The organism is Serratia sp. Ae19-1, assembly GCF_059801225.1.
This window is the reverse complement of record NZ_JBCHWD010000008.1, coordinates 71,495-96,717: the sequence shown is the minus strand read 5'-3', so window position 1 is coordinate 96,717 and position 25,223 is coordinate 71,495. Positions and strand designations below refer to the sequence as shown.

Sequence of the window (25,223 nt, the reverse complement as noted above, 5' to 3'; positions counted from 1 at the left end):
TTTACCTTTCAGCGGACGGAAAAGTTTCCAGTCTGTGATTGGGGTCTCTTGCCGCGAGCGAATAGTGGGTGGGCTACCATAGAAAGGAAGAGAAGAACAGGGCGCAAAACCGGCTAAAACCCTGCGTAATATCAGGTTCGGCGTTTTGCTTTCGCGATATAATCATGAGCACTGAAATGAATAGAGACGCAGTGATATGTTTTCGTTAGGGAAATTGTTTGGCGGCAGAGACAGTGCCAAAGTGTGCGCGATTAAACGGTTGCCTGAAGTCTATGCCGAGATGGCCGGAGAAAACGCGCAGTGTCGTTTGAAGCGCCTGCGCGCCGATATAGGCGTATTCGAACTGCATTTTGTCAACGCCGACGGGGAAAAATATGCCTGCCAGATGAGCGCCTGCGTGACCGGCATCGATCTGGTGTTTGCCGCCAACAACCGCTCCGTGCTGGTGTCTTCGCCGTTTACCGCCGACAAGTTGCGCCCGGTGTTGGATATTGCTCTTGCCGATAGCCCCATCCCGCTGATCTGACCCCACCTACGATCGCGCGCCACTACGCATAATTGTGTGCCAGCTCCCAAAACTGGCGGCGCAGCGCTCTTTTATCCCCTTATTTTCCATGCCATTCTCTGTTATCGGCCTGTTAACAGGCGCTGCATCGGCGTCGGGTTGTTCAGGTAAATCAATGGAATGGGAACATGCGACTGTTATTGGTTGAAGATCACCCCGAGCTGTCTCACTGGTTGCAAAAAGCGCTGACCGGCGCCGGGTTTGCCGTCGACGTCGCGCCGGACGGCGTGGCGGCCGACCACCTGTTGCTCAATGAACGCTATGCGCTGGCGGTGCTGGATGTAGCGCTGCCGCGTTTGAACGGGCTGGAGCTGCTGGCGCGTCTGCGCAAGCGCGGGCAGGATCTGCCGGTGCTGCTGCTGACGGCGCGCACCGACGTGACCGATCGGGTGAAAGGCCTGAACCTGGGAGCGGATGATTATCTCACCAAGCCGTTCGAACTGGACGAGCTGGAGGCGCGCATTCGGGCGTTGCTGCGCCGCAGTGTCGGCGCCGCGCAGCCGGCTTTGCAGTATGGCGCGCTGACCTACCACGACGAAGGCTACTTCCTGCTGGAGAGCCGGCCGCTGGCGCTGACGCCGCGCGAACTGTCGGTGTTGACCGCATTGATGCACCGGCGCGGCCGCCCGGTGGCCAAGCAGCAGCTGTTTGAGCAGGTGTTTACGTTGTCCGACGAGGCTAACCCGGAGAGCATCGAGCTTTACGTACACCGTTTGCGGAAAAAGCTGCAGGGCAGCGACGTGGCGATCGTCACGCTGCGCGGTCTGGGCTACAGCCTGGAACTGTGCAATGCGGTGGTTTAACGCGCCGCGTTCGCTGTTCTATCAACTGCTGCTGTTTTTTGGCCTGCCGCTGCTGGCGTTGGGCGGCATCTCTATCTACACCCACTATTTTAGCGCCATGAGCGCCGCCACCCTGGCTTACGATCGCACGCTGCTGGCGTCGGCGCGCACCGTGGCGGAGCGACTGGTGGTGCGCGAAGGCAAGCTGGCGGTCGATGTGCCCTATGTGGTGCTCGACAGCTTCGAGCGCAACATGAACGATCAGCTCTATTACGAGGTGATCTCGCCGCAGGGGCAAAGCATCTCGGGCTATGACGATCTGCCGTCGCTGCCGCCCCACATCCCGCGCTCCACGCTCTACCCGGCGCTGGTGCATTTCTATGATGCGGAATACCTCGGCCGGCCGATCCGCGTGGCGGCGCTGTTTCAACCGGTCAACGAGTCGGGCGTAAGCGGCATGGCGACCATCCTGGTGGCGGAAACCCTGGAATCGCGCCGTTACCTGGCGCGACAGATGATGATCGCGGCGCTGTTGAGCCAGGGTACGGTGGTGGTGTTGACTCTGATCCTGGCGTTCGCGCTGCTCAAGCGAGTGTTGAAGCCGATGCGCAAACTCTCCGGCATCATGCTGCGGCGCGATCCGGGCGAGCTGACGCCCTTGCCGCGGGTTCTTCCGTGGTCGGAGATGCAGCCGCTGCTGGTGGCGTTCAATCGTTACATCGAACGGCTACGGCTGATGGTGGCGCGTCAGGAGCGCTTTAGCGCCGATGCTTCCCACCAGCTGCGCACGCCGTTGACGGTATTGAAGACCCAGGTCGGGGTGGCGCTGGCCAGCGATCGGCCGCAGCAGTGGCGTGAAAGCCTGCAGGCGATGAGCGCGACGCTGGATAATACCGTGGCGCTGACCGACCGGCTGCTGCACCTTTCACGCCTGAAGGCCAGCGAGCACCAGGCCGAGCGTAAACTGCAGCCGGTCAATCTGGTGCAGGTGCTGCGCGACACCTGCTTCTCTCGCCTGCCGCAGGCGCGCAGTAAGCAGATCGATCTCGGTTTCGAAGGCGAGGCGGCGTGTCAGGTGGCAGGAGAGGCGTTGCTGCTGGCCGAACTGTGCGCCAACCTGTTGGACAACGCGCTGAAATACACGCCGCGTCAGGGCGTGGTGACCGCTCGTCTTACTCAGGATAAGGCGGCGGGGGAAGGCGTACTGGAGATTGAAGACAGCGGCCCCGGCATCGCCTTGCAGGACAAGGCCTTGGCGCTGCAGCCGTTTCACCGGCTGGACAACGTGGGCGATCAGCCGGGCGCCGGTTTAGGGCTGGCGTTGGTGAAAGACATCACCGCGTATCACGGCACCCGCCCGGAGCTGCTGAGCTCCGCCGCGCTGGGCGGCCTGTTGGTGCGGGTGCGTTTCAGGTTGCTGCCTTAAGCCTGTTCTTTGCAGGATTCGGCGTTGGCCGCCAGGGCTTTGGCTTTACGCGTCAGCGGCGTGCGCAGCCGCTGCGACAGGATCACGCCCAGCAGGGTGATGCCGCCGCCGATCAGGTGGTAACCGTGTAGCTGCTCATGCAGGAACAGCACGGCGATGGCGGCGGTGAACACCGGCGCCAGGTTCATGAAGATCGAGGCGGTATTGGCGCCCAGTCGCATCACGCCCTGGATCCACAGGAACGGCGCGATGATTGAAGCCGGAATGCCGGCGAACAGCACCAGCGGCAGGTTATGGCCGTTCAGTCCAACATCCTGCGCCATCAGGAAGTTAGGCAGCAACAGCAGCACGCCGAACAGGATCTGCACGTACAGCGATTGCCAGTTCGGCAGCGCGATGGCCCAGCGTTTGGTCAACACGCCATACAGCGCGTAAGAGGCGGTGGCGAGCAGCATCATCAATTCCCCCTTGCCGATGCCATGTTGCAACAGCACGCCGGGCTGGCCGCCGCTGACCAGCCAGATCAAACCGCAGAAGGAGAGTATGCTGCCGAGCAACACGCCGACGGTCGGCGCAATGCGCAGCAGTACGATGCTGATGAGGATGGTCAGCAGCGGGATCAGCGACACGATGATGCCCATAAACAGCGCGCTGACGCTGTGCGCCGCGTAATAGGCTAGGCTTTGATACAGCACCATGCCCAGCAAGCCGAGGATCATCAGTTTCCACCAGTTGGCGCGCACCTGCGCCCAGTTGCGCAACACGCCCGGCAGCACGAACGGCGTCAGCGCGATCAGCGCCAGCAACCAGCGGTAAAGTGAAATGGCCGCCGGATCGATGGCGGTGGCGGAGAGTTTGCTGACGACGGCGTTAATCGACCAAATCAGCACGGCCAACAGCGGGAAGAGCATATTCATGATAATTATTCTCAATAACGTCCAACATGCTGGCTAGTCTACGCGTGTCCGGTTTATCATATATAGCGATATCCAGACAAAAATCGGTGTAAACAAGACAAATCACGGGACGAAACCATGCCAGAAATCCGCCATTTCCCCGAGTCGCTGATCCCGGCACCCAACCCGGTGCAGTTCCGCTGCGAGGAGTTTAACGCACGCACCGAATTCCAGCCGCACAGCCATACCTGGGGCCAGTTGATGTGGGTCAAAGCCGGGGTGATGGTGCTGCGCATCGGCGGGCAGCGCTTTCTGGCGCCGCCGGAATTCGTGCTGTGGGCGCCGGCCGGCATCGAACACTCCTGCTATAACCAGCGGCTGGCGCAGTGCCGCATGGTGGACATCACGCCGGCGCTGTGCGTCGGCATGCCGGCCGACCCTTGTCTGGTGAGCGTGACGCCGATATTCCGCGCCATCGCCGAGGATTTCTATGCGCGCAAGCAGTACATCCCACAGGCGGAAGAGGATTTGCGCCTCTGTCAGGTGCTGATCGATCAGCTGCGCCTGTCGCCGCGCCAACAAACCTATCTGCCGTCGTCGGACGACAAGTTTTTGGCCCCGGTGCTGGAAGCGCTGGAGCATTGCCCGGCGGACAACACCTCGCTGGCGGCCTGGGCGGCTCGGGTCTACACCACCGAGCGCACCCTGTCGCGCCGCTGCCAGCAGGATCTGGGCATGTCGTTCAGCGAATGGCGCCAGCGCCTGCGTTTCCTGCACGCCGTGTCGCTGCTCGAACAGGGAAAAACCGTGCAGGAAGTGGCGTTGGACGTCGGCTACAGCTCCGCCTCGGCGTTTATCGTCATGTTCCAGCAGATCGCCGGCACCACCCCTGAGCGCTTTCGCCGTGCCTGATTCAGTGGCACACTATTTCGCAGACCAATAGCCGTAAACCGTCGGAGAACGCAGTGAAGATTCTGGTTGATGAAAATATGCCGTATGCGGCCGAGCTGTTCAGCCGCCTGGGCGATGTGCAGGCGGTGCCTGGCCGCCCGATCCCGCGCGAGGCGCTGGCGGGTGCCGACGCGCTGATGGTGCGTTCGGTCACCAAGGTAAATGAAGAATTGTTGGCCGGCAGCCGCATTGGCTTTGTCGGCACCGCCACCGCCGGCACCGATCACGTCGATGACGCCTGGCTGCAGCGGCAGGGCATCGGTTTTTCCGCCGCGCCGGGCTGCAACGCCATCGCGGTGGTTGAGTATGTGTTCTCCGCCTTGATGCTGCTGGCTGAACGCGACGGTTTCCACCTGCGGGATAAAACCGTCGGCATCGTCGGCGTGGGCAACGTCGGTTCGCGCCTGGACGCACGCCTCAAAGCACTGGGCGTGCGCACGCTGCTGTGCGATCCGCCGCGCGCCGATCGCGGCGACGCCGGGGAATTTTTGCCACTGGAGAAACTGGTGGCCGAAGCCGACGTGCTGACCTTCCACACGCCGCTGAATAAATCCGGCCCATACCATTCGCTGCATCTGGCGGATGCCGACCTGCTGGCGGCGCTGCCGGACAACCGCATTCTGATCAACGCCTGTCGCGGGCCGGTGGTGGATAACGCCGCGCTGCTGCAGGCGTTGGAAAAGGGCAAAAAACTGAGCACGGTGCTGGACGTGTGGGAACCGGAGCCGGACCTCTCCTTGCCGCTGCTGGCGCGGGTGGATATCGGCACTGCGCACATCGCCGGGTATACGCTGGAAGGCAAGGCACGCGGCACCACCCAGGTGTTCGAGGCTTTCAGCCGTCATCTGGGGCAGCCGCAGCAGGTAGCGCTGGCCTCGCTGCTGCCGCCGCCCGAGTTCAGCCAGATCCGCCTCAACGGGCCGCTGGATGAAGCGCGGTTAAAACGATTGATGCACTTGGTGTATGATGTGCGCCGCGATGATGCGCCGCTGCGCAAAGTCGCCGGGCAACCGGGCGAGTTCGATCGCCTGCGCAAGCACTACCAGGAGCGCCGCGAGTGGTCTTCGTTGGTCGTGCAATGCGATGACAGCGCCAGCGCCGAGCTGCTCGGCAAGCTGGGCTTCAGCGTGGCGTAGGCCATCTCGTCAACGCGTAAGGTTGTCTTAAGCCAACGCCGCTACAGTGAGCGGCAAAGATTATCGGGCGGTGGCTGCACTGCCCGTCTGCTTTTATGAATGAAATACTCTGGAGAAAACCCCAATGTCTGACGGCTGGAATATCGCGCTGCTCGGCGCCACTGGCGCGGTAGGTGAAGCGTTGCTGGAATTGTTGCAGGAACGCCAGTTCCCGGTGGGTGAGCTCTATCCTCTGGCAAGCGAGCGCAGCGCGGGCGCCAATGTGCGCTTCAACGGCAAGTCCATTCTGGTGCAAAACGCCGAAGAGTTCGACTGGTCGCAGGCGCAGCTGGCCTTCTTCGTCGCCGGCAGCGAAGCTTCCGCGCGCTATGCCGAAGAAGCCGGCAATATGGGCTGTCTGGTGATCGACACCAGCGGCCTGTTCGCCATGGAGCCGGATGTGCCGCTGGTGGTGCCTGGCGTTAACCCGCAGGTGCTGGCGGATTACCGCAACCGCAATATCGTCGCGGTGGCCGACAGCATGGTCAGCCAACTGCTGACGGCGATCAAACCGCTGACCGAACAGGCGGGGCTGTCGCGTCTGCACGTCACCACGCTGATGTCGGTATCGTCGCGCGGCAAGGCGGCGGTGGACGATCTGGCCGGCCAAAGCGCGCGTCTGCTGAACGGCATCCCGGCCGAGGAGGGCGTCTTCGGCAAACAGCTGGCGTTCAACCTGCTGCCGCTGATTGCCGACGAACAGGGCAGCGTGCGCGAAGAGCGCCTGATCGTCGATCAGGTGCGCAAGGTGCTGCAGGATGAAGGTTTGCCGATCTCGGTGAGCTGCGTGCAGTCGCCGGTGTTTTATGGCCACGCGCAGGTGGTGCACCTGGAAGCGCTGCGTCCGTTGTCCGCCGAGGAGGCGCGCAGCGAGCTCGAAGAGGTCGAGGACATTCAGCTGAGCGAAGAAGACGATTACCCGACGCAGGTCACCGATGCTTCCGGCAGCGATGCGCTCAGCATCGGCTGCCTGCGTAACGATTACGGTATCCCAGAGCTGCTGCAGTTCTGGACGGTGGCGGACAACGTGCGCTTCGGCGGCGCGTTGATGGCTGTCGAAACCGCCGAGCGTCTGGTGCAGGAGCAGATGTACTGATGTCTGAGGTGGTCTCGTCCGCTCAGCCGACGCTGAAGATCGCGCTGGGCATCGAATATGACGGCAGCCGTTATTACGGCTGGCAGCGGCAGCAAGAAGTGGCCAGCGTGCAGGAGCGGCTGGAGCAGGCGTTGAGCAAGGTGGCGGATGCGCCGATCAACGTGCTGTGCGCCGGGCGCACCGACGCCGGCGTGCACGCCACCGGGCAGGTGGTGCATTTCGAAACTACCGCGCGCCGCAAGGACGCCGCCTGGACGATGGGGGTGAACACCCATCTGCCGCCGGACATCGCGGTGCGCTGGGTGAGCCCGGTCGCCGACGATTTTCACGCGCGTTTCAGCGCCACCGCGCGCCGTTACCGCTATATTATTTTCAACCATCGCTACCGGCCGGCGGTGCTTCAGCAGGGGGTGACGCATTTTTATCACCCGCTGGACGCCGATCGCATGCATCGGGCGGCGCAGGCGCTGCTGGGCGAGAACGATTTCACCTCGTTCCGCGCGGTGCAATGTCAGTCGCGCACCCCGTGGCGCTTCGTAAAACACGTTAAGGTTACGCGCTACGGCGAATATATTGTGGTAGATATCAAGGCGAATGCCTTTGTGCATCACATGGTTCGCAATATCGTCGGCAGCCTGATGGAGATCGGCTGCGGCAATCAGGATGAGAACTGGATGGCCGAATTGCTGGCGCTGAAGGATCGCAATCTGGCGGCGGCGACGGCGCGAGCCGAGGGGCTGTATCTGGTTTCCGTGGACTATCCCGACCACTTTGGCATACCACGGCCGCCGATGGGGCCGCTGTTTTTACCCGACGATTAAACGCCGGCACGCCTGAAAGCGTCGCTCCCTTGTGCTTCTGCCGGGTGATTGAAACACTCGGCATCAATGAGAGAATTTATGGATATCATCAAGTTTATTATTGATTTCATTCTGCATATTGATGTGCATCTGGCCGAACTGGTCGCACAATACGGCATGTGGGTCTACGCTATTCTGTTCCTGATCCTGTTTTGCGAAACCGGTCTGGTGGTGACGCCGTTCCTGCCGGGGGATTCTTTACTGTTCGTCGCCGGCGCGCTGGCGGCGTTGCCGACCAACGATCTGAACGTGCACACCATGGTGGCGTTGATGGTGGTGGCGGCGATCCTCGGCGATGCGGTGAACTATACGATCGGGCGGCTGTTCGGCGAGAAGCTGTTCAGCAATCCGAATTCGAAAATCTTCCGCCGCAGCTATCTGGACAAGACGCATCAGTTCTATGAGAAGCACGGCGGGAAAACGATTATTCTGGCGCGATTCGTGCCGATCGTGCGCACTTTTGCGCCGTTCGTCGCCGGTATGGGGCATATGTCCTATCGCCACTTCGCCGCCTACAACGTGATTGGCGCACTGGTTTGGGTGCTGCTCTTCACTTATGCTGGCTACCTGTTCGGCGATCTGCCGGTGGTGCAGGAGAACCTGAAACTGCTGATCGTCGGGATCATCATCGTTTCGATTCTGCCGGGCGTGATTGAAATTTGGCGCCACAAGCGCGCGGCCGCCCGCCAGCAAAAACAGTAAAAACATCGCTCAACCTGTCGGTTCGACCAGTTTTTTGTCCACAGCGTCGGGCCGATATGGTTTAATGAGCGACATTATGGTCTGTTCCTGCGAACAACCCTGAAGCCGATGCCTCAGTCGCCGCGCTTGCCGCGCCGCGAACGGGCATTTTTTCATTGGGGTGTTTTCGGGGGGATTGTTAAAGCATGAACAGCGGACTGGCGTGTGCCAGGTTCAAACAGAAAGGTCATCGATGAGCTGGATTGAACGAATTCTTAACAAGAGCAATATCACACAAACCCGTAAGGCGAGCATTCCTGAAGGGGTCTGGACCAAATGCGACAGCTGCGGCCAGGTTCTCTACCGCGCCGAGCTGGAGCGTAATCTGGAAGTGTGTCCGAAGTGCGACCACCACATGCGTATGGGCGCGCGCGCGCGTTTGCATACCCTGCTGGACGAAGGCAGCGAAGTGGAGCTGGGCAGCGATCTGGAGCCGAAAGACGTTCTGAAATTCAAGGATTCCAAACGCTATAAAGATCGCCTGGTCGCCGCACAGAAAGCGACCGGCGAGAAAGACGCGCTGGTGGTGATGAAGGGCACGCTGTACGGCATGCCGATCGTCGCGGCGTCCTTCGAGTTCGCCTTTATCGGCGGTTCGATGTCTTCCGTGGTCGGCGCGCGTTTCGTGCGCGCGGTTGAGCAGGCGCTGGAGGACAACTGTCCGCTGGTGTGCTTCTCCGCCAGCGGCGGCGCGCGTATGCAGGAAGCGCTGATGTCGCTGATGCAGATGGCGAAAACCAGCGCGGCGTTGGCCAAAATGCAGGAGCGCGGCTTGCCGTACATCTCCGTGCTGACCGACCCGACCATGGGCGGCGTTTCCGCCAGTCTGGCGATGCTGGGCGATATCAACATCGCCGAGCCGAAAGCGCTGATCGGCTTCGCCGGCCCGCGCGTGATCGAGCAGACCGTGCGCGAGAAACTGCCGCCGGGCTTCCAGCGCAGCGAATTCCTGATCGAAAAAGGCGCGATCGACATGATCGTTCGCCGTCCGGAAATGCGCCAAACGTTGGCGAGCATTCTGTCGAAGCTGACTAACCAGCCGCAGCCGCATTTCGATGAGGCCGCGCCGGTGATTGAACCGGAGCAGCAGGCCGACGCCTGAGGCAAAGACAGATCCCGCCCGGGTTCAGCCGCCACTTTGTGGCTAAGTGACGGCTGAAGCCCGTTTCCTGCCGGCCGCGGTTCATTACGCCGCGGCAGGCCGGTTGGCGGCGGTAACGAAGCGCATCGCCTTTACCGCGGTGAGGGTGGTGCCCTGATGGATTAATGAACCCAAGTTCAGTGACGGGACTCATGCAAAACCACCAAATTCCCCAAGCCACGTCGCCATTGAGCTCGTGGCTTTACTATCTGGAACGTCTGCACAGCCAGGCGATCGAACTCGGCCTTGAGCGCGTACAGCGCGTCGCGGCGCATCTGGATTTACTGACTCCCGCTCCTACGGTGTTCACCGTTGCCGGCACCAACGGCAAAGGCACCACCTGTCGCACTCTCGAAGCTATTTTGCTGGCCGCCGGCCTGCGCGTCGGCGTCTACAGTTCGCCACATCTGGTGCGCTATACCGAGCGCGTGCGCATTCAAGGGGAAGAGCTGAGCGAAGCGGAGCACAGCCGCTCGTTCGCTGCCATTGAAGCCAGCCGCGGCGAAACTTCGCTGACCTATTTCGAATTTGGCACCCTTTCGGCGTTGCAGCTGTTCAAACAGGCGCGGCTCGACGTGGTGATCCTGGAAGTGGGCCTGGGCGGGCGTCTCGATGCCACCAACATCGTCGATCCGAGCGTGGCGGTGATCACCAGCATCGCGCTCGATCACACTGATTGGCTGGGCGACGATCGTGAAAGCATCGGCCGTGAAAAGGCCGGTATTTTCCGCCGCGGCAAGCCGGCGGTAGTGGGCGAACCCGACATGCCGGACAGCATTCGCCAGGTCGCCGAAACGCTGGGCGCGCCGCTGTATCGCCGCGGTGAAGCCTGGCGCTTCAGCGAGCAGGGCGATCGTTGGCAGTGGCAGGGCGGCGATACGCTGCTGACCGATCTGCCGACGCCGAACGTGCCGCTGGCCAATGCCGCTACCGCACTGGCGGCGCTGAACTGCTCCCCGCTGGAAATCGACGAACGGGCGATCTTCACCGGGCTGCAGCAGGCGACGCTGCCGGGGCGCTTCCAGATCGTGCGGCGGGAGCCGACGCTGATCCTCGATGTGGCGCACAATCCGCACGCCGCCGGTTATCTGGCCGGGCGCCTGGCCAGCCTGCCGCGCGAAGGCGGCAAGGTGCGCGCGGTGGTGGGCATGCTGTCGGACAAGGACATCGCCGGCACGTTGGCCTGCCTGAGCGAGCAGGTGGATGAATGGTACTGCGCGCCGCTCGACGGGCCGCGCGGTGCCAGCGTCGAACAGCTGGCGCAACATCTGACGGAACCGCGCCGTTTTGCCGATGTCGAAACTGCCTGGCGGCAGGCTATGCAGGATGCTGATAAACAGGATATTGTGATCGTCTGTGGATCGTTCCACACCGTTGCGCAGGTGATGGCGGCGTTAGACGAGATGCGGGGAGTGTGAGTGGCGAGTAAATTTCAGAACCGACTGGTCGGAACCGTGATTCTGGTGGCGCTGGGGGTAATCATCCTGCCAGGGTTGCTGGACGGCAAGAAGAAGCATTACGAGGACGAATTCGCGGCCATTCCTTTGGTGCCGAAGCCGGGCGACGTCGAAGAGAACGACGTGCTACCGCCGGTGACGCAGCCGTTGCCGGCGCAGCCGCCGGAAGGGGCGGGCGCGTTGGTTGAGCAGCAGGCGGCCAACGAAGCGGCGGCGCAACAGGCGGCGCGGCAGAATGCTCAGCAACCGACGCTGGTGGCGCCACCGCCGGTCGAGACGCGTCCTCAGCCGGCGCCGCAGCCTAAGCCGAAGCCGGTAGAAACCAAACCGGTGGAAGTGAAACCGAAACCGGCGCCGCAGCCGAAGCCGGTGGAAGTGAAGCCGGTACCGAAACCGGAGTCTAAGCCGGAGCCGAAACCTGAACCGACGCCGCAGCCGAAACCGGCGGAAGAAAAAGCGCCGGCCGGGCAAGCCTATGTCGTGCAGCTCGGCGCGTTGAAAAACGCCGCCAAGGCGAACGAGATTGTCGCCTCGCTGCGCCTTTCGGGCTATCGTGCCTTTACCGTGCCGTCGACGCCGGTGCAGGGGCAGATCACCCGTATCTACGTCGGGCCGGATGCCTCTAAGCAGAAGCTGCAGGCGGCGCTGCCGTCGCTGAATTCGATCAGCGGGCTGAGCGGGCAGGTGAAGCCGTACGGCCGTTAAACCTCGCAGGGGCGCAGCACGATGCGCCCCTGAATTAAGGAGTGGTGGAGAGAAAGCGAGAAAAACCGCGCCTTTTGCAGGCGAAATCACCTATGTAGGCGCGGCGATTAGGAATTTTTTGATCGCCGCTTTTTATTTGTAACGTGGTAGGAAATCCCCTACGCAAACGTTTTCTTTTTCTGTTAGAATTCGCCGCGAATTGGATGCAGGGGCGATTCATTATTGGAATAGTTCATGGTCTGGATTGATTACGTCATTATAGCGGTGATTGGATTTTCGGCTCTGGTGAGCCTGATCCGAGGGTTTGTTCGCGAAGCATTGTCACTTGTGACATGGGGATGTGCGTTTTTTGTTGCCAGCCATTTCTACTCTTACCTTGCGGTCTATTTCACTCGTTTTGAAGATGAACTGGTGCGAAACGGCATCGCGATCGCGATTTTGTTCATCGCGACCTTGATCGTAGGGGCTATTGTTAACTATGTGATTAGCTCACTGGTAGAGAAAACCGGGTTGTCGGGCACCGACCGCGTGTTGGGCATCTGCTTCGGCGCGCTGCGCGGAGTGTTGATCGTCGCGGCGATCCTGTTCTTCCTGGATACCTTTACCGGCTTCTCACAAAGCGCCGACTGGAAACAGTCGCAGCTCATTCCCCAGTTCAGTTACGTCATCAGGTGGTTCTTTGACTACCTGCAGAGCACGTCGAGTTTCTTGCCGACCCAATTGCCGGGGCGGTAGCGCTGATGAGGAAAAGACAACATGTGCGGTATTGTCGGTATCGCCGGTTTCATGCCGGTAAACCAGTCGATTTATGATGCGCTGACGGTGCTCCAGCACCGTGGCCAGGATGCCGCAGGCATCGTCACCATTGACGCCCACAACGGGTTCCGTTTGCGTAAAGCCAACGGCCTGGTGAAGGATGTGTTTGAGGCGCGCCATATGCAACGCTTGCAGGGCAACATGGGCATTGGCCATGTGCGTTACCCGACGGCCGGCAGCTCGAGCGCCTCTGAGGCCCAGCCTTTCTACGTCAACTCGCCGTTCGGCATTACGCTGGCCCATAACGGCAATCTGACCAACGCCCATGAGCTGCGCCAAAAGCTGTTCGAAAGCGGCCGTCGCCATGTCAATACCACCTCCGACTCGGAAATCCTGCTGAACGTGCTGGCCAGCGAGCTGGATCGCTTCCCGCACTATCCGCTGGAGGCCGACAACATCTTTACCGCAGTCGCCGCGATGCATCAGCAACTGCGCGGCGCTTACGCCTGTGTGGCGATGATCATCGGCCACGGCCTGCTGGCGTTCCGCGATCCGAACGGCATTCGCCCGCTGGTGATCGGCAAGCGTACGCTGGAGGATGGCCGCAGCGAGTACATGGTGGCTTCCGAGAGCGTGGCGTTGGATACCCTGGGCTTTGAGTTCCTGCGCGATGTAGCGCCGGGCGAAGCGGTGTACATCACCACCAAAGGCCAGCTGTTCACTCGCCAGTGTGCAGAGAACCCGAAAACCAACCCGTGCCTGTTCGAATACGTCTATTTCGCGCGCCCGGATTCCTTTATGGACAAGATCTCGGTCTACAGCGCCCGCGTGCGCATGGGCCAGAAGCTGGGTGAGAAGATCGCCCGCGAATGGGAAGATCTGGATATTGACGTGGTGATCCCGATCCCGGAAACTTCCTGCGATATCGCACTGGAGATCGCGCGCATTCTCGAGAAGCCATACCGCCAGGGCTTTGTGAAGAACCGCTATGTTGGCCGCACCTTCATCATGCCGGGCCAGCAGGCGCGTCGTCAGTCGGTGCGCCGCAAACTGAACGCCAACCGCGCCGAATTCCGCGACAAGAACGTGCTGCTGGTGGATGACTCCATCGTGCGCGGCACCACCTCGGAGCAGATCGTCGAAATGGCGCGCGAAGCGGGCGCCAAGCGCGTCTATCTGGCTTCCGCCGCGCCGGAAGTGCGTTTCCCTAACGTCTACGGCATCGACATGCCGAGTGCCAACGAACTGATCGCCCACGGGCGTGAAGTGGATGAAATCCGCCAGATCATCGGCGCTGACGGGCTGATCTTCCAGGACCTGGACGATCTGATCGAAGCGGTGCGCGAAGAGAACCCGGATATCACCCAGTTCGAATGCTCGGTGTTCAACGGCATCTACGTGACCAAAGACGTCGACCAAAGCTACCTGGAATACCTGGAGTCGCTGCGCAGCGACGACGCCAAGGCGCTGCGGGTGCAAACCGAAGCGGAAAATCTGGAACTGCACAACGAAGGCTAATCGCCCGCGTTGCTCCCCCAAGGTGCAGCGCCGCGTTTGCGGCGCTGCACCTTGCTCCTGTGACTTGCTTATCCCTCGCCATTGCGGCAAAGTCTGCCTGATCTTACTTTTTACGGCAGAGGCCATTTTCCATGAAACGACTCATCATCGGCATTTCCGGCGCCAGCGGCGCGATCTACGGCGTGCGCCTGTTACAGGTTTTGCGCGACGTCGCAGAGGTGGAAACCCATCTGGTGATGAGCAACGCGGCAAGGCAGACGCTGGCGCTGGAAACGCCGTACAGCCTGCGTGAAGTGCAGGCGTTGGCCGATGTGGTACATGATGCGCGCGATATCGCCGCCGGTATCTCCTCCGGCTCCTTCAAAACCCTGGGCATGGCCATCCTGCCTTGCTCGATCAAAACGCTGTCCGGCATCGTCAACAGCTACAGCGACGGGCTGCTGACCCGCGCCGCCGACGTGGTGCTCAAAGAGCGCCGCCGTTTGGTCTTGTGCGTGCGCGAAACGCCGCTGCATCTGGGACACCTGCGGTTGATGACCCAGGCGGCGGAGATGGGCGCGGTGATCATGCCGCCGGTGCCGGCGTTTTACCACCAGCCGAAAAGCGTGGAAGACATCATCGATCAGACCGTCAATCGGGTGATCGACCAGTTTGATATCGAACTGCCGACCGATCTGTTCACCCGCTGGCAGGGTGCTAATTAACAGTTTTATCCCTAAATTGGTACATTTGTGCAACACCGCACTGAATTGGGGCGGCGCATGCACCATAATGATCCTACTTCATCACGCTCACTGTTTCATGGCGCCGTCTTGTCGCGGCTGCCAGTGACGCGGCCCTGACCGGCCGATTTAATTTTGCGGTTATCGTCCCAGGAAACAGTATTGTGAAGGCCGGAGCCGTTCCCTCCTGCCGTAGCACCTAATGTGGCACGATTACTGCAAATTGATTTGGTGGGGAAAGTAATGCCCGTAGTGGCATCAAAAAAATCAATTTGAGGGTAATTTATGAAAAAGCGGGTTTTGATTCTGCCGTTAGTTCTGGCTTTGAGCGCCGCCAGCAGCGCCTTTGCCGCCATTCCTTCAACGCTGAAGATTGGCACCGATCCGACTTACGCACCGTTTGAATCCAAAAACGCCAAAGGCGAATTGGTCGGCTTTGACATCGATTTGGCCAAAGAGCTGTGCAAACGCATCAATACCCAATGCACCTTCGTGGAGAGCGACTTTGACGCGCTGATCCCATCCCTCAAGGCGAAGAAGATCGACGCCATCATCTCTTCGCTGTCCATCACTGAAAAACGCCAGCAGGAAATCGCCTTTACCGACAAGCTGTATGCCGCCAACGCGCGTCTGATCGCGCCGAAGGGCTCCAAGCTGTTGCCGACCGCTGAAGCGCTGAAAGGCAAGAGCGTGGGCGTGCTGCAGGGCACCACCCAGGAAGCTTACGCCAACGCCATGTGGCAGCCGAAGGGCGTCACCGTGGTGCCTTACCAGAACCAGGATCTGGCCTATGCCGACTTGGCCTCCGGCCGCATCGACGCCGCCTTCCAGGATGAAGTGGCAGGCAGCGACGGCTTCCTGAAACAGCCGCCGGGCAAAGACTATGCCTTTGCCGGTGAATCGGTGAAAGATGACAAGTTCTTCGGCGTCGGCACCGGCATGGGGCTGCGCAAGACCGATACCGAGCTGAAAGCGGCGCTGGACAAAGCCTTCGCCGAGATGCGTAAAGACGGCACCTACGATAAATACGCGAAAAAGTACTTCGACTTTGACGTCTACGGCGGGTAATCCGCTTCCCGTTCCATGCTGTGACTGCGGGGCCGGTGCGCCGGCCCCGATGGTTCGGATCCTAGACCACAGGGTGAAGTAGATGCTGCAAGGCTATTCCCAACTGATTTTAGAGGGGGCTCTGGTGACGCTGGAGCTGGCCCTCAGTTCCGTAGTGCTGGCGGTGGTGATCGGTCTGATCGGCGCCGGTGGCAAATTGTCTCATAACCCCTTTATCTCCGGTCTGTTCGGCGCTTATACCACGCTGATCCGCGGCGTGCCCGATCTGGTGCTGATGCTGCTGATCTTTTACGGTCTGCAAATCGCGCTGAACAATATCACCACGCTGCTGGGCTTCGCGCAGATCGATATCGATCCGCTCGGCGCCGGCATCATAACCCTCGGCTTTATCTACGGCGCTTATTTTACCGAGACGTTCCGCGGCGCCTATCTGGCGGTGCCGAAAGGGCAGATCGAAGCGGCGACGGCCTACGGCTTCAGCGGCGCGCAGATCTTTCGGCGCATTCTGTTCCCGGCGATGATGCGTTTCGCCTTACCGGGCATCGGCAACAACTGGCAGGTGATCCTGAAGGCGACGGCGTTGGTGTCGATCCTTGGCCTGAACGACGTCGTGAAAGCCACGCAGCTGGCGGGGAAAGGCACCTATCAGCCGTTCTTCTTCGCCATCGTGGCCGGCGTGGTGTACCTGGTTTTCACTACCGTTTCCAACGGCGTGCTGCTGTGGCTTGAACGGCGTTACTCACTGGGCGTCAAGAGGGCCGAACTATGATCGATATCCTGCAACAGTACTGGCAGTCGCTGCTGTGGAGCGACGGCTATCGCTTTACCGGCGTGGCGGTCACGCTGTGGTTGCTGATCGCTTCGGTGGTGATGGGCGGGCTGCTGGCGATCCCGATGGCGGTGGCGCGCGTGTCTCCCATTCGCTGGGTGCGTTTTCCGGTGTGGCTCTATACCTACGTGTTTCGCGGCACGCCGCTGTACGTGCAGCTGCTGGTGTTCTACTCCGGCATGTACAGCCTTGAGATCGTGCGCGGCAGCGAGTTTCTCAATGCGTTTTTCCGCAGCGGGCTCAATTGCACCATTCTGGCGCTGACGCTCAATACCTGCGCCTATACCACCGAGATCTTCGCCGGGGCGATCCGCTCGGTGCCGCACGGTGAAATCGAGGCCGCCAACGCCTACGGTTTCTCGCGCTTCAAAATGTATCGCTGCATCATCTTGCCTTCGGCGCTACGCACCGCGTTGCCGGCCTACAGCAACGAAGTGATCCTGATGCTGCACTCCACCGCGCTGGCGTTTACCGCCACCGTGCCGGATCTGCTGAAGATCGCGCGCGATATCAACGCCGCGACCTATCAGCCGTTTTACGCTTTCGGCATTGCGGCGGTGCTGTACCTGATCATCTCCTACGTGTTAATCAGCCTGTTCCGCAAAGCTGAAAAACGCTGGATGGCCCACGTTAGTCACTGATAAATGACGGGAAGAAAAACCATGTCTGAGAATAAATTAGCCGTCACGGAACTGCACAAACGCTATGGCGATCACGAAGTGCTGAAGGGCGTTTCGCTGGCGGCCAACGCCGGGGATGTGATCAGCATCATCGGCTCCTCCGGCTCCGGCAAAAGCACCTTTCTGCGCTGCATTAACTTCCTTGAAAAGCCGAGCGAAGGCTCGATCAGCCTGAACAACCAGGACATTCGCATGGTGCGCGACAAGGACGGCCAGCTGAAGGTGTTCGACAAGAAGCAGCTGCAGCTGCTGCGCACCCGCCTGACCATGGTGTTCCAGCACTTTAACCTGTGGAGCCACATGACGGTGCTTGAGAACGTGATGGAGGCGCCGGTGCAGGTGCTGGGGCTGAGCAAGGCCGAAGCGCACGATCGTGCGGTGCGCTACCTGGACAAAGTGGGCATCGATGAGCGGGCTCGCGGCAAATACCCGGTACACCTGTCGGGCGGTCAGCAGCAGCGCGTCTCTATCGCCCGCGCCTTGGCGATGGAGCCGGAAGTGCTGCTGTTTGACGAGCCGACCTCGGCGCTGGATCCCGAACTGGTGGGCGAGGTGCTGCGCATCATGCAGAAGCTGGCGGAGGAGGGGAAAACCATGGTGGTGGTGACACACGAAATGGAGTTTGCGCGCCACGTCTCCAACCACGTGATCTTTTTGCACAAAGGGTTGATTGAAGAGCAGGGGCCGCCGGCCGAGCTGTTCGGCAACCCCAAAAGCCCGCGCCTGCAGCAGTTCCTGTCCGGCGCGTTGAAGTAACCTCAGATCAGCGGGCTTCGGCCCGCTGATTGATCACGTCATCCAACGCCTGTTCCAGCTCCAGATAGCGGAAGTGAAAACCGGCTTCTTCCAGGCGTTTCGGCACCGCCCGTTGGCCGCCGAGCACCAGCACCGCCGCTTCCCCCATCAACAGCCGCATGACGAACGCCGGCACCCGCAGAAACGCCGGGCGATCGAGCACGTTGGCCAATTGGGCGGCGAACTGTTCATTATGCACCGGGTAGGGCGCGACCATGTTGAACGGGCCGGTCAGGGTCGCGTGATCCAACAGATAAATAATGCCGTTGACCATGTCTTCGAGATGGATCCACGGCAGGTATTGGCGGCCGTCGCCGATCGGGCCGCCCAGTCCGAAGCGGAACGGCGGCAGCATTTTGGCCAGCGCACCGCCCTGCGGCGCCAGCACCACGCCGGTGCGCAGCAGGCAGACTCGAGTGGCGTCGCTTTGCGCCTGCAGCGCCAGCGCTTCCCAACGTTGGCACAATCGGTGGGTGAATTCGTCGTGCGGTGGTTCCTCTTCGGTCACCACCGCCTGCCCCTGATCGCCGTAGTAGCCGACGGCGGAACCGGAAATCAGTACGCCGGGCGGCGTGCTGCTTGCCTTGATAAGCTGCGCCAGGCGTTCGGTCAGATCCCAGCGGCTATGGCACAGCCGCTCCTTTTGCTGCGCGCTCCAGCGCTTGTCGGCAATCGGCTCGCCGGCCAGGTTGATCACCGCGTCGAAGCCATCCAGCGACTGCACGTCGTCCAGCGTTTGCCAATAGCTCGGCTGGTCGCCGAGCCGGGCCCGGGCCCGCCGTTCGTCTCGCGTCAGCACCGTAATGTGGTGAGAAAGCGCCAGCAGCCTGGCCGTCAGGCTGCTGCCTATCAATCCCGTTGCGCCGGTGATCAGGATCCGCATGGTCGACCTCCCTGAGTTAGTCCCGGCGGTAGCTCATGGTCATGGAAACCGAATCGGCATAGCGCAGGGCCAGAAGTTTATCTATCTCCACTTCAGCATAGGTCACCCAGGCGTGATCTTTTACGATATCGAGCACATCCTGCGTTAATTTTTCCAGCAGCGCGAAACGGTTATCTTCCACATGGCGGATGATCGCTTTGGTGATGGTGCGGTAGTTGAGCGCATCGGCGATGTCTTCGCTGTTGCGCGCTTTGTCCGCCGGGTAGTGGATCACCACGTTGATCAGCACGTCCTGTCGGTTGTTGATTTCTTCTTCCTTGATACCGATGAACGTGCGCAGCCGCAGGTTTTTGATGCGAATAACGGCGTCGGGTTGACTGAAAGACATCAGAGATTCTCCATAGGTCTGATTATTGACGTTCAGAATACACGGAAAGTAGGGAAATGATAACGCAGGGACGATGCGACTCCCCGTTCGGCGGGGAGTCGGAAGAGCCGCTTAGGCCTGTTCGGCCAGCTTGTAGGCGCGTTCGGTCGCCGGACGGTTGCTGATGCGCTCGAACCAGTTGCGTACCGCCGGGTAATCCGCCAGATCGATGCGTTGGCGCGGATGCGACACCACCCATGGATAGGTGGCGATATCGGCAATGCTGTAGTTGTCGCCGCCCAGATACGGGTGTTTTTGCAGCTCGGCTTCCAGCACGCCATACAGCCGTTTGGTTTCCAGCTGGTAACGCTCGATGGCGTAAGGCACCGGCTGCGGCGCGTAGTGATTGAAATGGTGATTCTGCCCGAGCATCGGCCCGAATCCGGCCACTTGCCAGAACAGCCACTGCAGAGTGGCGGCGCGTTCGCGCAGGCCTTTGCTCAGCAGCTTGCCGGTTTTCTCCGCCAGATACAGCAGAATTTCCCCGGACTCGAACAGGCTGATTGGCGCGCCGCCGTCCACCGGTTGCTGATCGACGATCGCCGGGATTTTGTTGTTGGGAGAAATGCTCAGAAAGTCCGGTTTGAACTGCTCGCCGGCGCTGATGTTTACGCGATGGATACGGTAGGGTAAGCCGACCTCTTCCAAAAACAAGGTGATCTTGTGACCATTGGGAGTAGGCGCGTAATACAGGTCAATCATGTTGCCTCCTGCGGTAAGGTGATCTGTAATTCATTACACGTTGCTGCGGTCTTCGCCGCGCACAAAGGTATATCAGAGATCCAACAATAGCAGCTAAGGATAGCAGGCTATGTGGGATTCGTCCGATGCTATCTGCGCGGTTGGATCACAATTCTCCACCGGGGCGGGCGGCGGTTTGCCGCACGGCGCCGGCGCGGTAAAATGACGCTTATTTCCCTCTATAGGACAAGGTTATGAAGCTGATGTTCGCCTCGGATATTCACGGTTCGCTGCCTGCTGCCGAACGCGTGCTGGAATTGTTCGAACAAAACCGCGCCGACTGGCTGATTCTTCTGGGTGATTTGCTGAATCACGGCCCGCGCAACGCGCTGCCGGCCGGGTATCAGCCCGCTCAGGTTGCCGAACGATTGAACCGCTATAGCGACAAGATCATCGCCGTTCGCGGCAATTGCGACAGCGAGGTCGATCAGATGCTGCTGACGTTCCCCATCGAAGCGCCCTGGCAACAGGTTTTACTGCAAAAAAGACGATTGTTTTTGACCCACGGTCACCTTTATCATCCCTCGGCACTGCCGCCGTTATCCCGCGGAGACGTCCTGGCCTACGGCCATACGCATCTGCCGCAGGCGGAGCGGCAGGGGGAGATCTACTGCTTCAATCCAGGCTCGGTCAGCATCCCGAAAGGGGGCTTTCCCGCCAGCTACGGCATGTTGGATAGTGGCACTTTGAGCGTGCTGACGCTCGACGACGGCAAGGTCGTCGCGGAGGTGGCGTTAACACGCTAAACGCACTAATTTATACACACACAATAAAAATCTTTGAAAAACACTCATTGATTAACCAGCGCGCGGGATGCATCGCGCCAAAATAGAAGGTTTTAGAGGATGGCGGAACAGGGTCAGGCTGCAGATACCGAATGGGTTGATATCGTCGACGAACAAAACGAGGTGATTGCTCAATCCAGTCGTCAACAGATGCGGGCGGAGCGGCTGCGCCATCGTGCTACCTATATTGTGGTGCATGATGGGATGGGAAAAATTCTGGTGCAGCGTCGCACCGAGATCAAGGATTTCTACCCGGGCTGGCTGGACGCGACGGCGGGCGGCGTAGTGCAAAGCGGTGAAAACGTGCTGGATTCGGCGCGCCGCGAGGCGGAAGAGGAGCTGGGCATCGCCGGCGTGCCTTTCGCCGAGCACGGTCTGTTCTACTTTGAAGAAGAGCAGTGCCGGGTGTGGGGTGCGCTGTTCAGCTGCGTGTCGCACGGCCCGTTCGCGCTGCAGGAAGAAGAAGTGGCCGAAGTGTGCTGGTTGACGCCGGAAGAGATCACCGCGCGCTGCGACGAGTTTACCCCGGATTCGCTGAAGGCGCTGTCGCTGTGGCTGACGCGCAACAACGAGCAGGATTACGGCAAGCCGATCGATAACCACTGAGACGCCAACGCATGAAAAAGCCGGTCATCGACCGGCTTTTTTTATGGTGCGGATTCAGCAGCTGTCGCGGCGGCACAGCGTGGCGGGCAGGGAGCCTTCCGGCAGCCAGGGTTGCTGGTTCAGTCGCGCCAGCAGCGCCTGGCCGGCCTGAATGCCGATGTCGCGATGCGGAATGGTCATGGTGGTCAGCGGCGGCTGACACACCCGGCTGAACTCGCTGTTGCCGAACCCCACCACAGCCAGATTGTCCGGCACCTTGATGCGCCGCCGCTGGCATTCATACAGCGCGCCGCCCGCCAGTTCGTCCGATGCGCACACCAGCGCGTCCAGCTCCGGCCAGGCCAGCAAAAATTCCGGCAGCTGCTGTGCGCCGGTGCTGAAGCTGGCGGGCTGTGCGGCGTTAATCACCCGATGCGGCGACATATGGTTGCGCAGCAGCGCCTTGTGCCAGCCCTGCAGGTGCTGCTGGAAAATCCACTGCTCCTGGTTAGCGCACAGCAGCCCGATATTCTGATAGCCGCTGGCGATCACCGTTTGCGTCAGCTGATACATGGCCGCCACGTAATCGATGCCGATGCTCATGTCGATCGGATCGGCGCGCACGGCGCCGATCTCCACCACCGGGATGTTGGCAGCGATCAACGCGTTGCGGGCGTTCTGCGAATGCTCGACGCTGAGCAGCACCGCCGCTGCCAGGTTGTAAGAGAGCAGGGTCTCCAGCAGCTTCTCTTCGCGTTCGAGGTGATGCTGCGACTCCGCCAGCATGATGTGATAGCCGGCCGGCTGCAGCACTTTCTGCAGGCCGGCGAACATCTCGGCGCAGCCGGACTCGGACAGGCTGGGCACCACCATGGCGATGGTGTAGGACGAGGCCGACGCCAGCGAACTGGCGGCCAGATTGGGCAGATAGCCCAGTTCGCTCACCGCCGCATCGATCTTCTCGCGCAGTTTGTCCGAAACCTGCTCCGGTGTGCGCAGCGCGCGCGAAACCGTCATGGTGCCGACGCCCGCCAGCTGCGCCACGTCAGCCAACGTCACCCTGCCTGTGCTGCGTCGTTTTTTACCGATCGACATGCGTAATCCCGACTGAAATGCGCGCGCGGCGCATAAAAATGGTAGGGGTGGGAAGCCGACGAGGCGGCTTCGACGATCCCCGTATGCGGCACATTCTACCCCGTTAGCCGAAAGAGCGAGAAAAAATTGTGGTTAACGCCATGCCGCGGCGCGGTGTTTTGATAGCGCTATCACAGATCTGCATGATAGCGCTTTGGTAGCGCTATCTTTGTGATGCCAGTCACTGTGCAGCCGAGAGGGGTTGATTAAAGTTTTACCGTCGTCGGTGAATTAATCACCGGCCGAAACCATCAACGCTTGGGAGGGTAATGTGCTGAAAGAGTGGCTGACCGCCGATCATATACAGCTGTGCGAACGGGTGGAGGACTGGCGCCAGGCGGTAACGCTGAGCGCACAACCGCTGCTGGAAGGCGGCGTGATTACGCCGAATTACCTGACGGCCATCTTTCATCAGCAGGAGAAGCTCGGCCCTTACTTCGTCCTGGCGCCGGGCATTGCCATGCCGCACGCCCGGCCGGAGGAAGGCGCCAACGCGCTGGGGTTATCGCTGTTGAAGATCCATCAGGGGGTGAATTTCCACTCTGCGGATAACGATCCGGTTCAGGTGGTGGTGATGCTTTCTGCGCCCGACGGCGACAGCCACATCGAATTGATTTCGCAGCTGGCGGAATTATTTTCAGACAATCAGGCGATGGAGGCGTTATTTCACGCCAAAGATAAACGGCAAATTGAGGATATTATCGCCCGCTATTAACGCTTAATCACCAGGAACACTATTAATGCTAACAACGCCGGGAATATGACCGGCGGCGCTACCCTACACGCTAAATTCAACAGGTGGATATCATGAAAATCATGGCGATTTGCGGTTCCGGTCTCGGCAGCAGTTTTATGGTGGAAATGAACATTAAAAAGGTGCTGAAAAAGATGGGCGTGGAGGCCGAGGTCGAACACTCCGATCTGTCGTCGGCCACTCCCGGCGCGGCCGACGTGTTCGTGATGGCGAAAGACATCGCCGACAGCGCCAGCGTGCCGGCCGATCAGCTGGTGGTGATCAGTAACATCATCGACATCAATGAGCTGGAAGCCAAGCTGCGCGCTTACTTCGAAGCCCACTCAATCCTCTGAATAAAACGATTGGCGAGGTGGATATGTTTATCCAGGAAACGCTCAAGTTTGTGGTGGATATATTAAAGGTGCCTTCGGTGCTGGTCGGGCTTATTGCGCTGATCGGTTTGCTGGCGCAAAAGAAATCCTTTTCCGATGTGGTGAAAGGCACGGTAAAAACCATTCTCGGCTTTATCGTTTTGGGCGGCGGCGCCACGGTATTGGTCGGATCGCTCAATCCGCTGGGCGGCATGTTCGAGCACGCGTTTAATATTCAGGGCATCATTCCGAACAACGAAGCGATCGTCTCTATCGCGCTGGAGAAATACGGTGCCTCCACCGCGTTGATCATGGCGTTCGGCATGGTGGCGAACATCGTGGTGGCGCGCTTCACCCGGCTGAAATACATCTTCCTCACCGGCCACCACACGTTCTACATGGCCTGCATGATCGGCATCATCCTGACGGTGGCGGGCTTTGAGGGCGTGCAGCTGGTGTTCACCGGCGCGCTGACCCTGGGGCTGGTGATGGCGTTCTTCCCGGCGATCGCCCAGCGCTATATGCGGCGTATCACCGGCAACGACGACATCGCCTTCGGCCACTTCGGCACCCTGGGCTACGTGCTGTCCGGCTGGATCGGTTCGAAGGTGGGGAAACACTCGCGCTCGACCGAAGAGATGAACCTGCCGAAAAACCTCAGCTTCCTGCGCGACAGCTCCATTTCGATCTCGATGACCATGATCGTCATCTACCTGATCCTGGCGATCTGTGCCGGGCGGGCCTATGTGGAAAGCGAACTCAGCGGCGGCCAGAACTACCTGGTGTATTCGATAATCCAGGCCATTACCTTCGCCGCCGGGGTGTTCATCATCCTGCAGGGCGTGCGCTTGATTCTGGCGGAAATCGTGCCGGCGTTCACCGGCTTCTCGGAAAAGCTGGTGCCTAACGCGCGGCCGGCGCTGGATTGCCCGGTGGTGTATCCCTATGCCCCCAACGCGGTGCTGATCGGCTTCCTGTTCAGTTTCCTCGGCGGGTTGGCCGGGCTGTTTCTGTTGGGACAGCTGAAGATGGTGCTGATCCTGCCTGGCGTGGTGCCGCACTTCTTCACCGGTGCCACTGCCGGGGTGTTCGGCAATGCCACCGGCGGGCGGCGCGGCGCGATGCTGGGCGCTTTCGCCAACGGCCTGCTGATCACTTTCCTGCCGGTGCTGCTGTTGCCGGTGCTGGGGGCGCTGGGCTTCGCCAACACCACCTTCTCCGACGCCGACTTCGGCGTAGTCGGCATCCTGCTGGGCAATATGGCGCGCTTTATGTCGAAAGAGATGATCATGCTGGCGATCGTCGCCGTGTTCGCGCTGCTGGTGGCGCATAACTTCCTGGGAAAACGCAAAGGCGCACCGGCCGCTGACCGCGTCGAGAAATAACGAGGGCAGACAG

Annotated in this window: 28 protein-coding genes; 23 read left to right on the top strand and 5 right to left on the bottom strand. The window is 60.3% G+C overall.

The annotated features are described in order from the left end of the window. The first annotated feature begins 196 nt into the window (after positions 1 to 196). From AAIE04_RS20730 to AAIE04_RS20720, 3 genes are all read left to right on the top strand, one after another. On the top strand, positions 197 to 526 hold the full coding sequence (locus AAIE04_RS20730) for a hypothetical protein (RefSeq protein ID WP_198636287.1): 330 nt from the start codon (positions 197 to 199) through the stop codon (positions 524 to 526). Between the two features lie 167 nt (positions 527 to 693). Continuing rightward, positions 694 to 1,368, top strand: coding sequence for a transcriptional regulator TctD (tctD, locus tag AAIE04_RS20725; RefSeq protein WP_019453752.1), 675 nt, complete (start codon positions 694 to 696; stop codon positions 1,366 to 1,368). Next, complete coding sequence (locus tag AAIE04_RS20720; protein WP_498577623.1) at positions 1,355 to 2,773, top strand: sensor histidine kinase; 1,419 nt, start codon at positions 1,355 to 1,357, stop codon at positions 2,771 to 2,773. Before tctD ends, AAIE04_RS20720 begins: the two co-directional genes overlap by 14 nt. On the opposite strand, the gene AAIE04_RS20715 is transcribed toward AAIE04_RS20720, so the two are convergent. Continuing rightward, positions 2,770 to 3,690 (bottom strand): DMT family transporter, encoded by a 921-nt coding sequence (locus tag AAIE04_RS20715; RefSeq protein ID WP_498577622.1) that lies wholly within the window; start codon positions 3,688 to 3,690, stop codon positions 2,770 to 2,772. The two genes, AAIE04_RS20720 and AAIE04_RS20715, sit on opposite strands and share 4 nt — an antisense overlap. 117 nt (positions 3,691 to 3,807) lie before the next feature. On the opposite strand from AAIE04_RS20715, the gene AAIE04_RS20710 reads away from it, so the two are divergent. The 15 genes from AAIE04_RS20710 (at position 3,808) to hisP (ending at position 18,124) form a co-directional block, all read left to right on the top strand. Further along, complete coding sequence (locus AAIE04_RS20710) at positions 3,808 to 4,581, top strand: AraC family transcriptional regulator (protein ID WP_019453749.1); 774 nt, start codon at positions 3,808 to 3,810, stop codon at positions 4,579 to 4,581. A 53-nt stretch (positions 4,582 to 4,634) separates the two neighbouring features. After that, complete coding sequence (pdxB, locus tag AAIE04_RS20705; RefSeq protein WP_019453748.1) at positions 4,635 to 5,756, top strand: 4-phosphoerythronate dehydrogenase PdxB; 1,122 nt, start codon at positions 4,635 to 4,637, stop codon at positions 5,754 to 5,756. A gap of 124 nt (positions 5,757 to 5,880) precedes the next feature. After that, complete coding sequence (locus tag AAIE04_RS20700) at positions 5,881 to 6,891, top strand: aspartate-semialdehyde dehydrogenase (RefSeq protein ID WP_063919787.1); 1,011 nt, start codon at positions 5,881 to 5,883, stop codon at positions 6,889 to 6,891. Beyond that, complete coding sequence (gene truA / locus AAIE04_RS20695; protein ID WP_019453746.1) at positions 6,891 to 7,712, top strand: tRNA pseudouridine(38-40) synthase TruA; 822 nt, start codon at positions 6,891 to 6,893, stop codon at positions 7,710 to 7,712. Before AAIE04_RS20700 ends, truA begins: the two co-directional genes overlap by 1 nt. A gap of 78 nt (positions 7,713 to 7,790) precedes the next feature. Then, positions 7,791 to 8,453: a DedA family protein gene (locus AAIE04_RS20690; protein WP_019453745.1), complete on the top strand. Its 663-nt coding sequence runs from the start codon at positions 7,791 to 7,793 to the stop codon at positions 8,451 to 8,453. A 232-nt stretch (positions 8,454 to 8,685) separates the two neighbouring features. Continuing rightward, entirely contained in the window at positions 8,686 to 9,594 is a 909-nt protein-coding gene (accD, locus tag AAIE04_RS20685) for an acetyl-CoA carboxylase, carboxyltransferase subunit beta (RefSeq protein WP_004936126.1), read from the top strand. 191 nt (positions 9,595 to 9,785) lie between these two features. Next, positions 9,786 to 11,051 carry a bifunctional tetrahydrofolate synthase/dihydrofolate synthase gene (gene folC, locus AAIE04_RS20680; RefSeq protein WP_498577621.1) on the top strand — a complete coding sequence of 422 codons (1,266 nt, stop codon included), beginning with the start codon at positions 9,786 to 9,788 and terminating at the stop codon, positions 11,049 to 11,051. Beyond that, positions 11,052 to 11,795 (top strand): cell division protein DedD, encoded by a 744-nt coding sequence (gene dedD / locus AAIE04_RS20675; RefSeq protein WP_498577620.1) that lies wholly within the window; start codon positions 11,052 to 11,054, stop codon positions 11,793 to 11,795. It begins immediately after the preceding gene. A 234-nt stretch (positions 11,796 to 12,029) separates the two neighbouring features. Next, on the top strand, positions 12,030 to 12,530 hold the full coding sequence (gene cvpA / locus AAIE04_RS20670) for a colicin V production protein (RefSeq protein WP_004936119.1): 501 nt from the start codon (positions 12,030 to 12,032) through the stop codon (positions 12,528 to 12,530). 21 nt (positions 12,531 to 12,551) lie between these two features. Then, a complete protein-coding gene (purF, locus tag AAIE04_RS20665) occupies positions 12,552 to 14,069 on the top strand; it encodes an amidophosphoribosyltransferase (protein WP_019453742.1) in 1,518 nt (505 codons plus the stop codon). 131 nt (positions 14,070 to 14,200) lie between these two features. Continuing rightward, entirely contained in the window at positions 14,201 to 14,773 is a 573-nt protein-coding gene (locus AAIE04_RS20660; protein ID WP_019453741.1) for a UbiX family flavin prenyltransferase, read from the top strand. 303 nt (positions 14,774 to 15,076) lie between these two features. Beyond that, positions 15,077 to 15,859: a histidine ABC transporter substrate-binding protein HisJ gene (gene hisJ, locus AAIE04_RS20655; RefSeq protein ID WP_019453740.1), complete on the top strand. Its 783-nt coding sequence runs from the start codon at positions 15,077 to 15,079 to the stop codon at positions 15,857 to 15,859. A gap of 82 nt (positions 15,860 to 15,941) precedes the next feature. Continuing rightward, entirely contained in the window at positions 15,942 to 16,628 is a 687-nt protein-coding gene (locus AAIE04_RS20650) for a histidine ABC transporter permease HisQ (RefSeq protein ID WP_019453739.1), read from the top strand. Then, a complete protein-coding gene (locus tag AAIE04_RS20645; protein ID WP_019453738.1) occupies positions 16,625 to 17,329 on the top strand; it encodes an ABC transporter permease in 705 nt (234 codons plus the stop codon). The genes AAIE04_RS20650 and AAIE04_RS20645 overlap by 4 nt, the downstream gene beginning before the upstream one ends. Positions 17,330 to 17,350: 21 nt before the next feature. Continuing rightward, positions 17,351 to 18,124 (top strand): histidine ABC transporter ATP-binding protein HisP, encoded by a 774-nt coding sequence (hisP, locus tag AAIE04_RS20640; RefSeq protein ID WP_019453737.1) that lies wholly within the window; start codon positions 17,351 to 17,353, stop codon positions 18,122 to 18,124. Positions 18,125 to 18,131: 7 nt separating this feature from the next. Here the strand turns inward: hisP and AAIE04_RS20635 are convergent, their stop codons facing one another. The 3 genes from AAIE04_RS20635 to yfcG all read right to left on the bottom strand — a co-directional run bounded on the left by AAIE04_RS20635 (position 18,132) and on the right by yfcG (position 20,175). Next, positions 18,132 to 19,046, bottom strand: a complete 915-nt coding sequence (locus AAIE04_RS20635) for a TIGR01777 family oxidoreductase (protein WP_498577619.1) — start codon at positions 19,044 to 19,046, stop codon at positions 18,132 to 18,134. A gap of 16 nt (positions 19,047 to 19,062) precedes the next feature. Next, positions 19,063 to 19,434 carry a dihydroneopterin triphosphate 2'-epimerase gene (gene folX, locus AAIE04_RS20630; protein WP_019453735.1) on the bottom strand — a complete coding sequence of 124 codons (372 nt, stop codon included), beginning with the start codon at positions 19,432 to 19,434 and terminating at the stop codon, positions 19,063 to 19,065. Positions 19,435 to 19,545: 111 nt separating this feature from the next. Next, positions 19,546 to 20,175: a GSH-dependent disulfide bond oxidoreductase gene (gene yfcG, locus AAIE04_RS20625; protein ID WP_063919785.1), complete on the bottom strand. Its 630-nt coding sequence runs from the start codon at positions 20,173 to 20,175 to the stop codon at positions 19,546 to 19,548. A 233-nt stretch (positions 20,176 to 20,408) separates the two neighbouring features. On the opposite strand from yfcG, the gene yfcE reads away from it, so the two are divergent. After that, positions 20,409 to 20,960, top strand: a complete 552-nt coding sequence (gene yfcE, locus AAIE04_RS20620) for a phosphodiesterase (protein WP_154746569.1) — start codon at positions 20,409 to 20,411, stop codon at positions 20,958 to 20,960. Positions 20,961 to 21,059: 99 nt separating this feature from the next. Further along, on the top strand, positions 21,060 to 21,605 hold the full coding sequence (yfcD, locus tag AAIE04_RS20615) for an NUDIX hydrolase YfcD (RefSeq protein WP_019453732.1): 546 nt from the start codon (positions 21,060 to 21,062) through the stop codon (positions 21,603 to 21,605). Positions 21,606 to 21,659: 54 nt separating this feature from the next. On the opposite strand, the gene AAIE04_RS20610 is transcribed toward yfcD, so the two are convergent. Then, on the bottom strand, positions 21,660 to 22,679 hold the full coding sequence (locus tag AAIE04_RS20610) for a LacI family DNA-binding transcriptional regulator (protein ID WP_025160165.1): 1,020 nt from the start codon (positions 22,677 to 22,679) through the stop codon (positions 21,660 to 21,662). Between the two features lie 310 nt (positions 22,680 to 22,989). Between AAIE04_RS20610 and AAIE04_RS20605 the strand changes: the two genes are divergently transcribed. The 3 genes from AAIE04_RS20605 (at position 22,990) to AAIE04_RS20595 (ending at position 25,210) form a co-directional block, all read left to right on the top strand. Continuing rightward, entirely contained in the window at positions 22,990 to 23,433 is a 444-nt protein-coding gene (locus tag AAIE04_RS20605; RefSeq protein ID WP_498056761.1) for a PTS sugar transporter subunit IIA, read from the top strand. A gap of 92 nt (positions 23,434 to 23,525) precedes the next feature. Next, the gene (locus AAIE04_RS20600; protein WP_019453729.1) at positions 23,526 to 23,807 is read left to right on the top strand and encodes a PTS sugar transporter subunit IIB; all 282 of its coding nucleotides are present in this window, start codon (positions 23,526 to 23,528) and stop codon (positions 23,805 to 23,807) included. Between the two features lie 23 nt (positions 23,808 to 23,830). After that, the gene (locus AAIE04_RS20595) at positions 23,831 to 25,210 is read left to right on the top strand and encodes a PTS ascorbate transporter subunit IIC (RefSeq protein ID WP_019453728.1); all 1,380 of its coding nucleotides are present in this window, start codon (positions 23,831 to 23,833) and stop codon (positions 25,208 to 25,210) included. Positions 25,211 to 25,223: the final 13 nt, after the last annotated feature.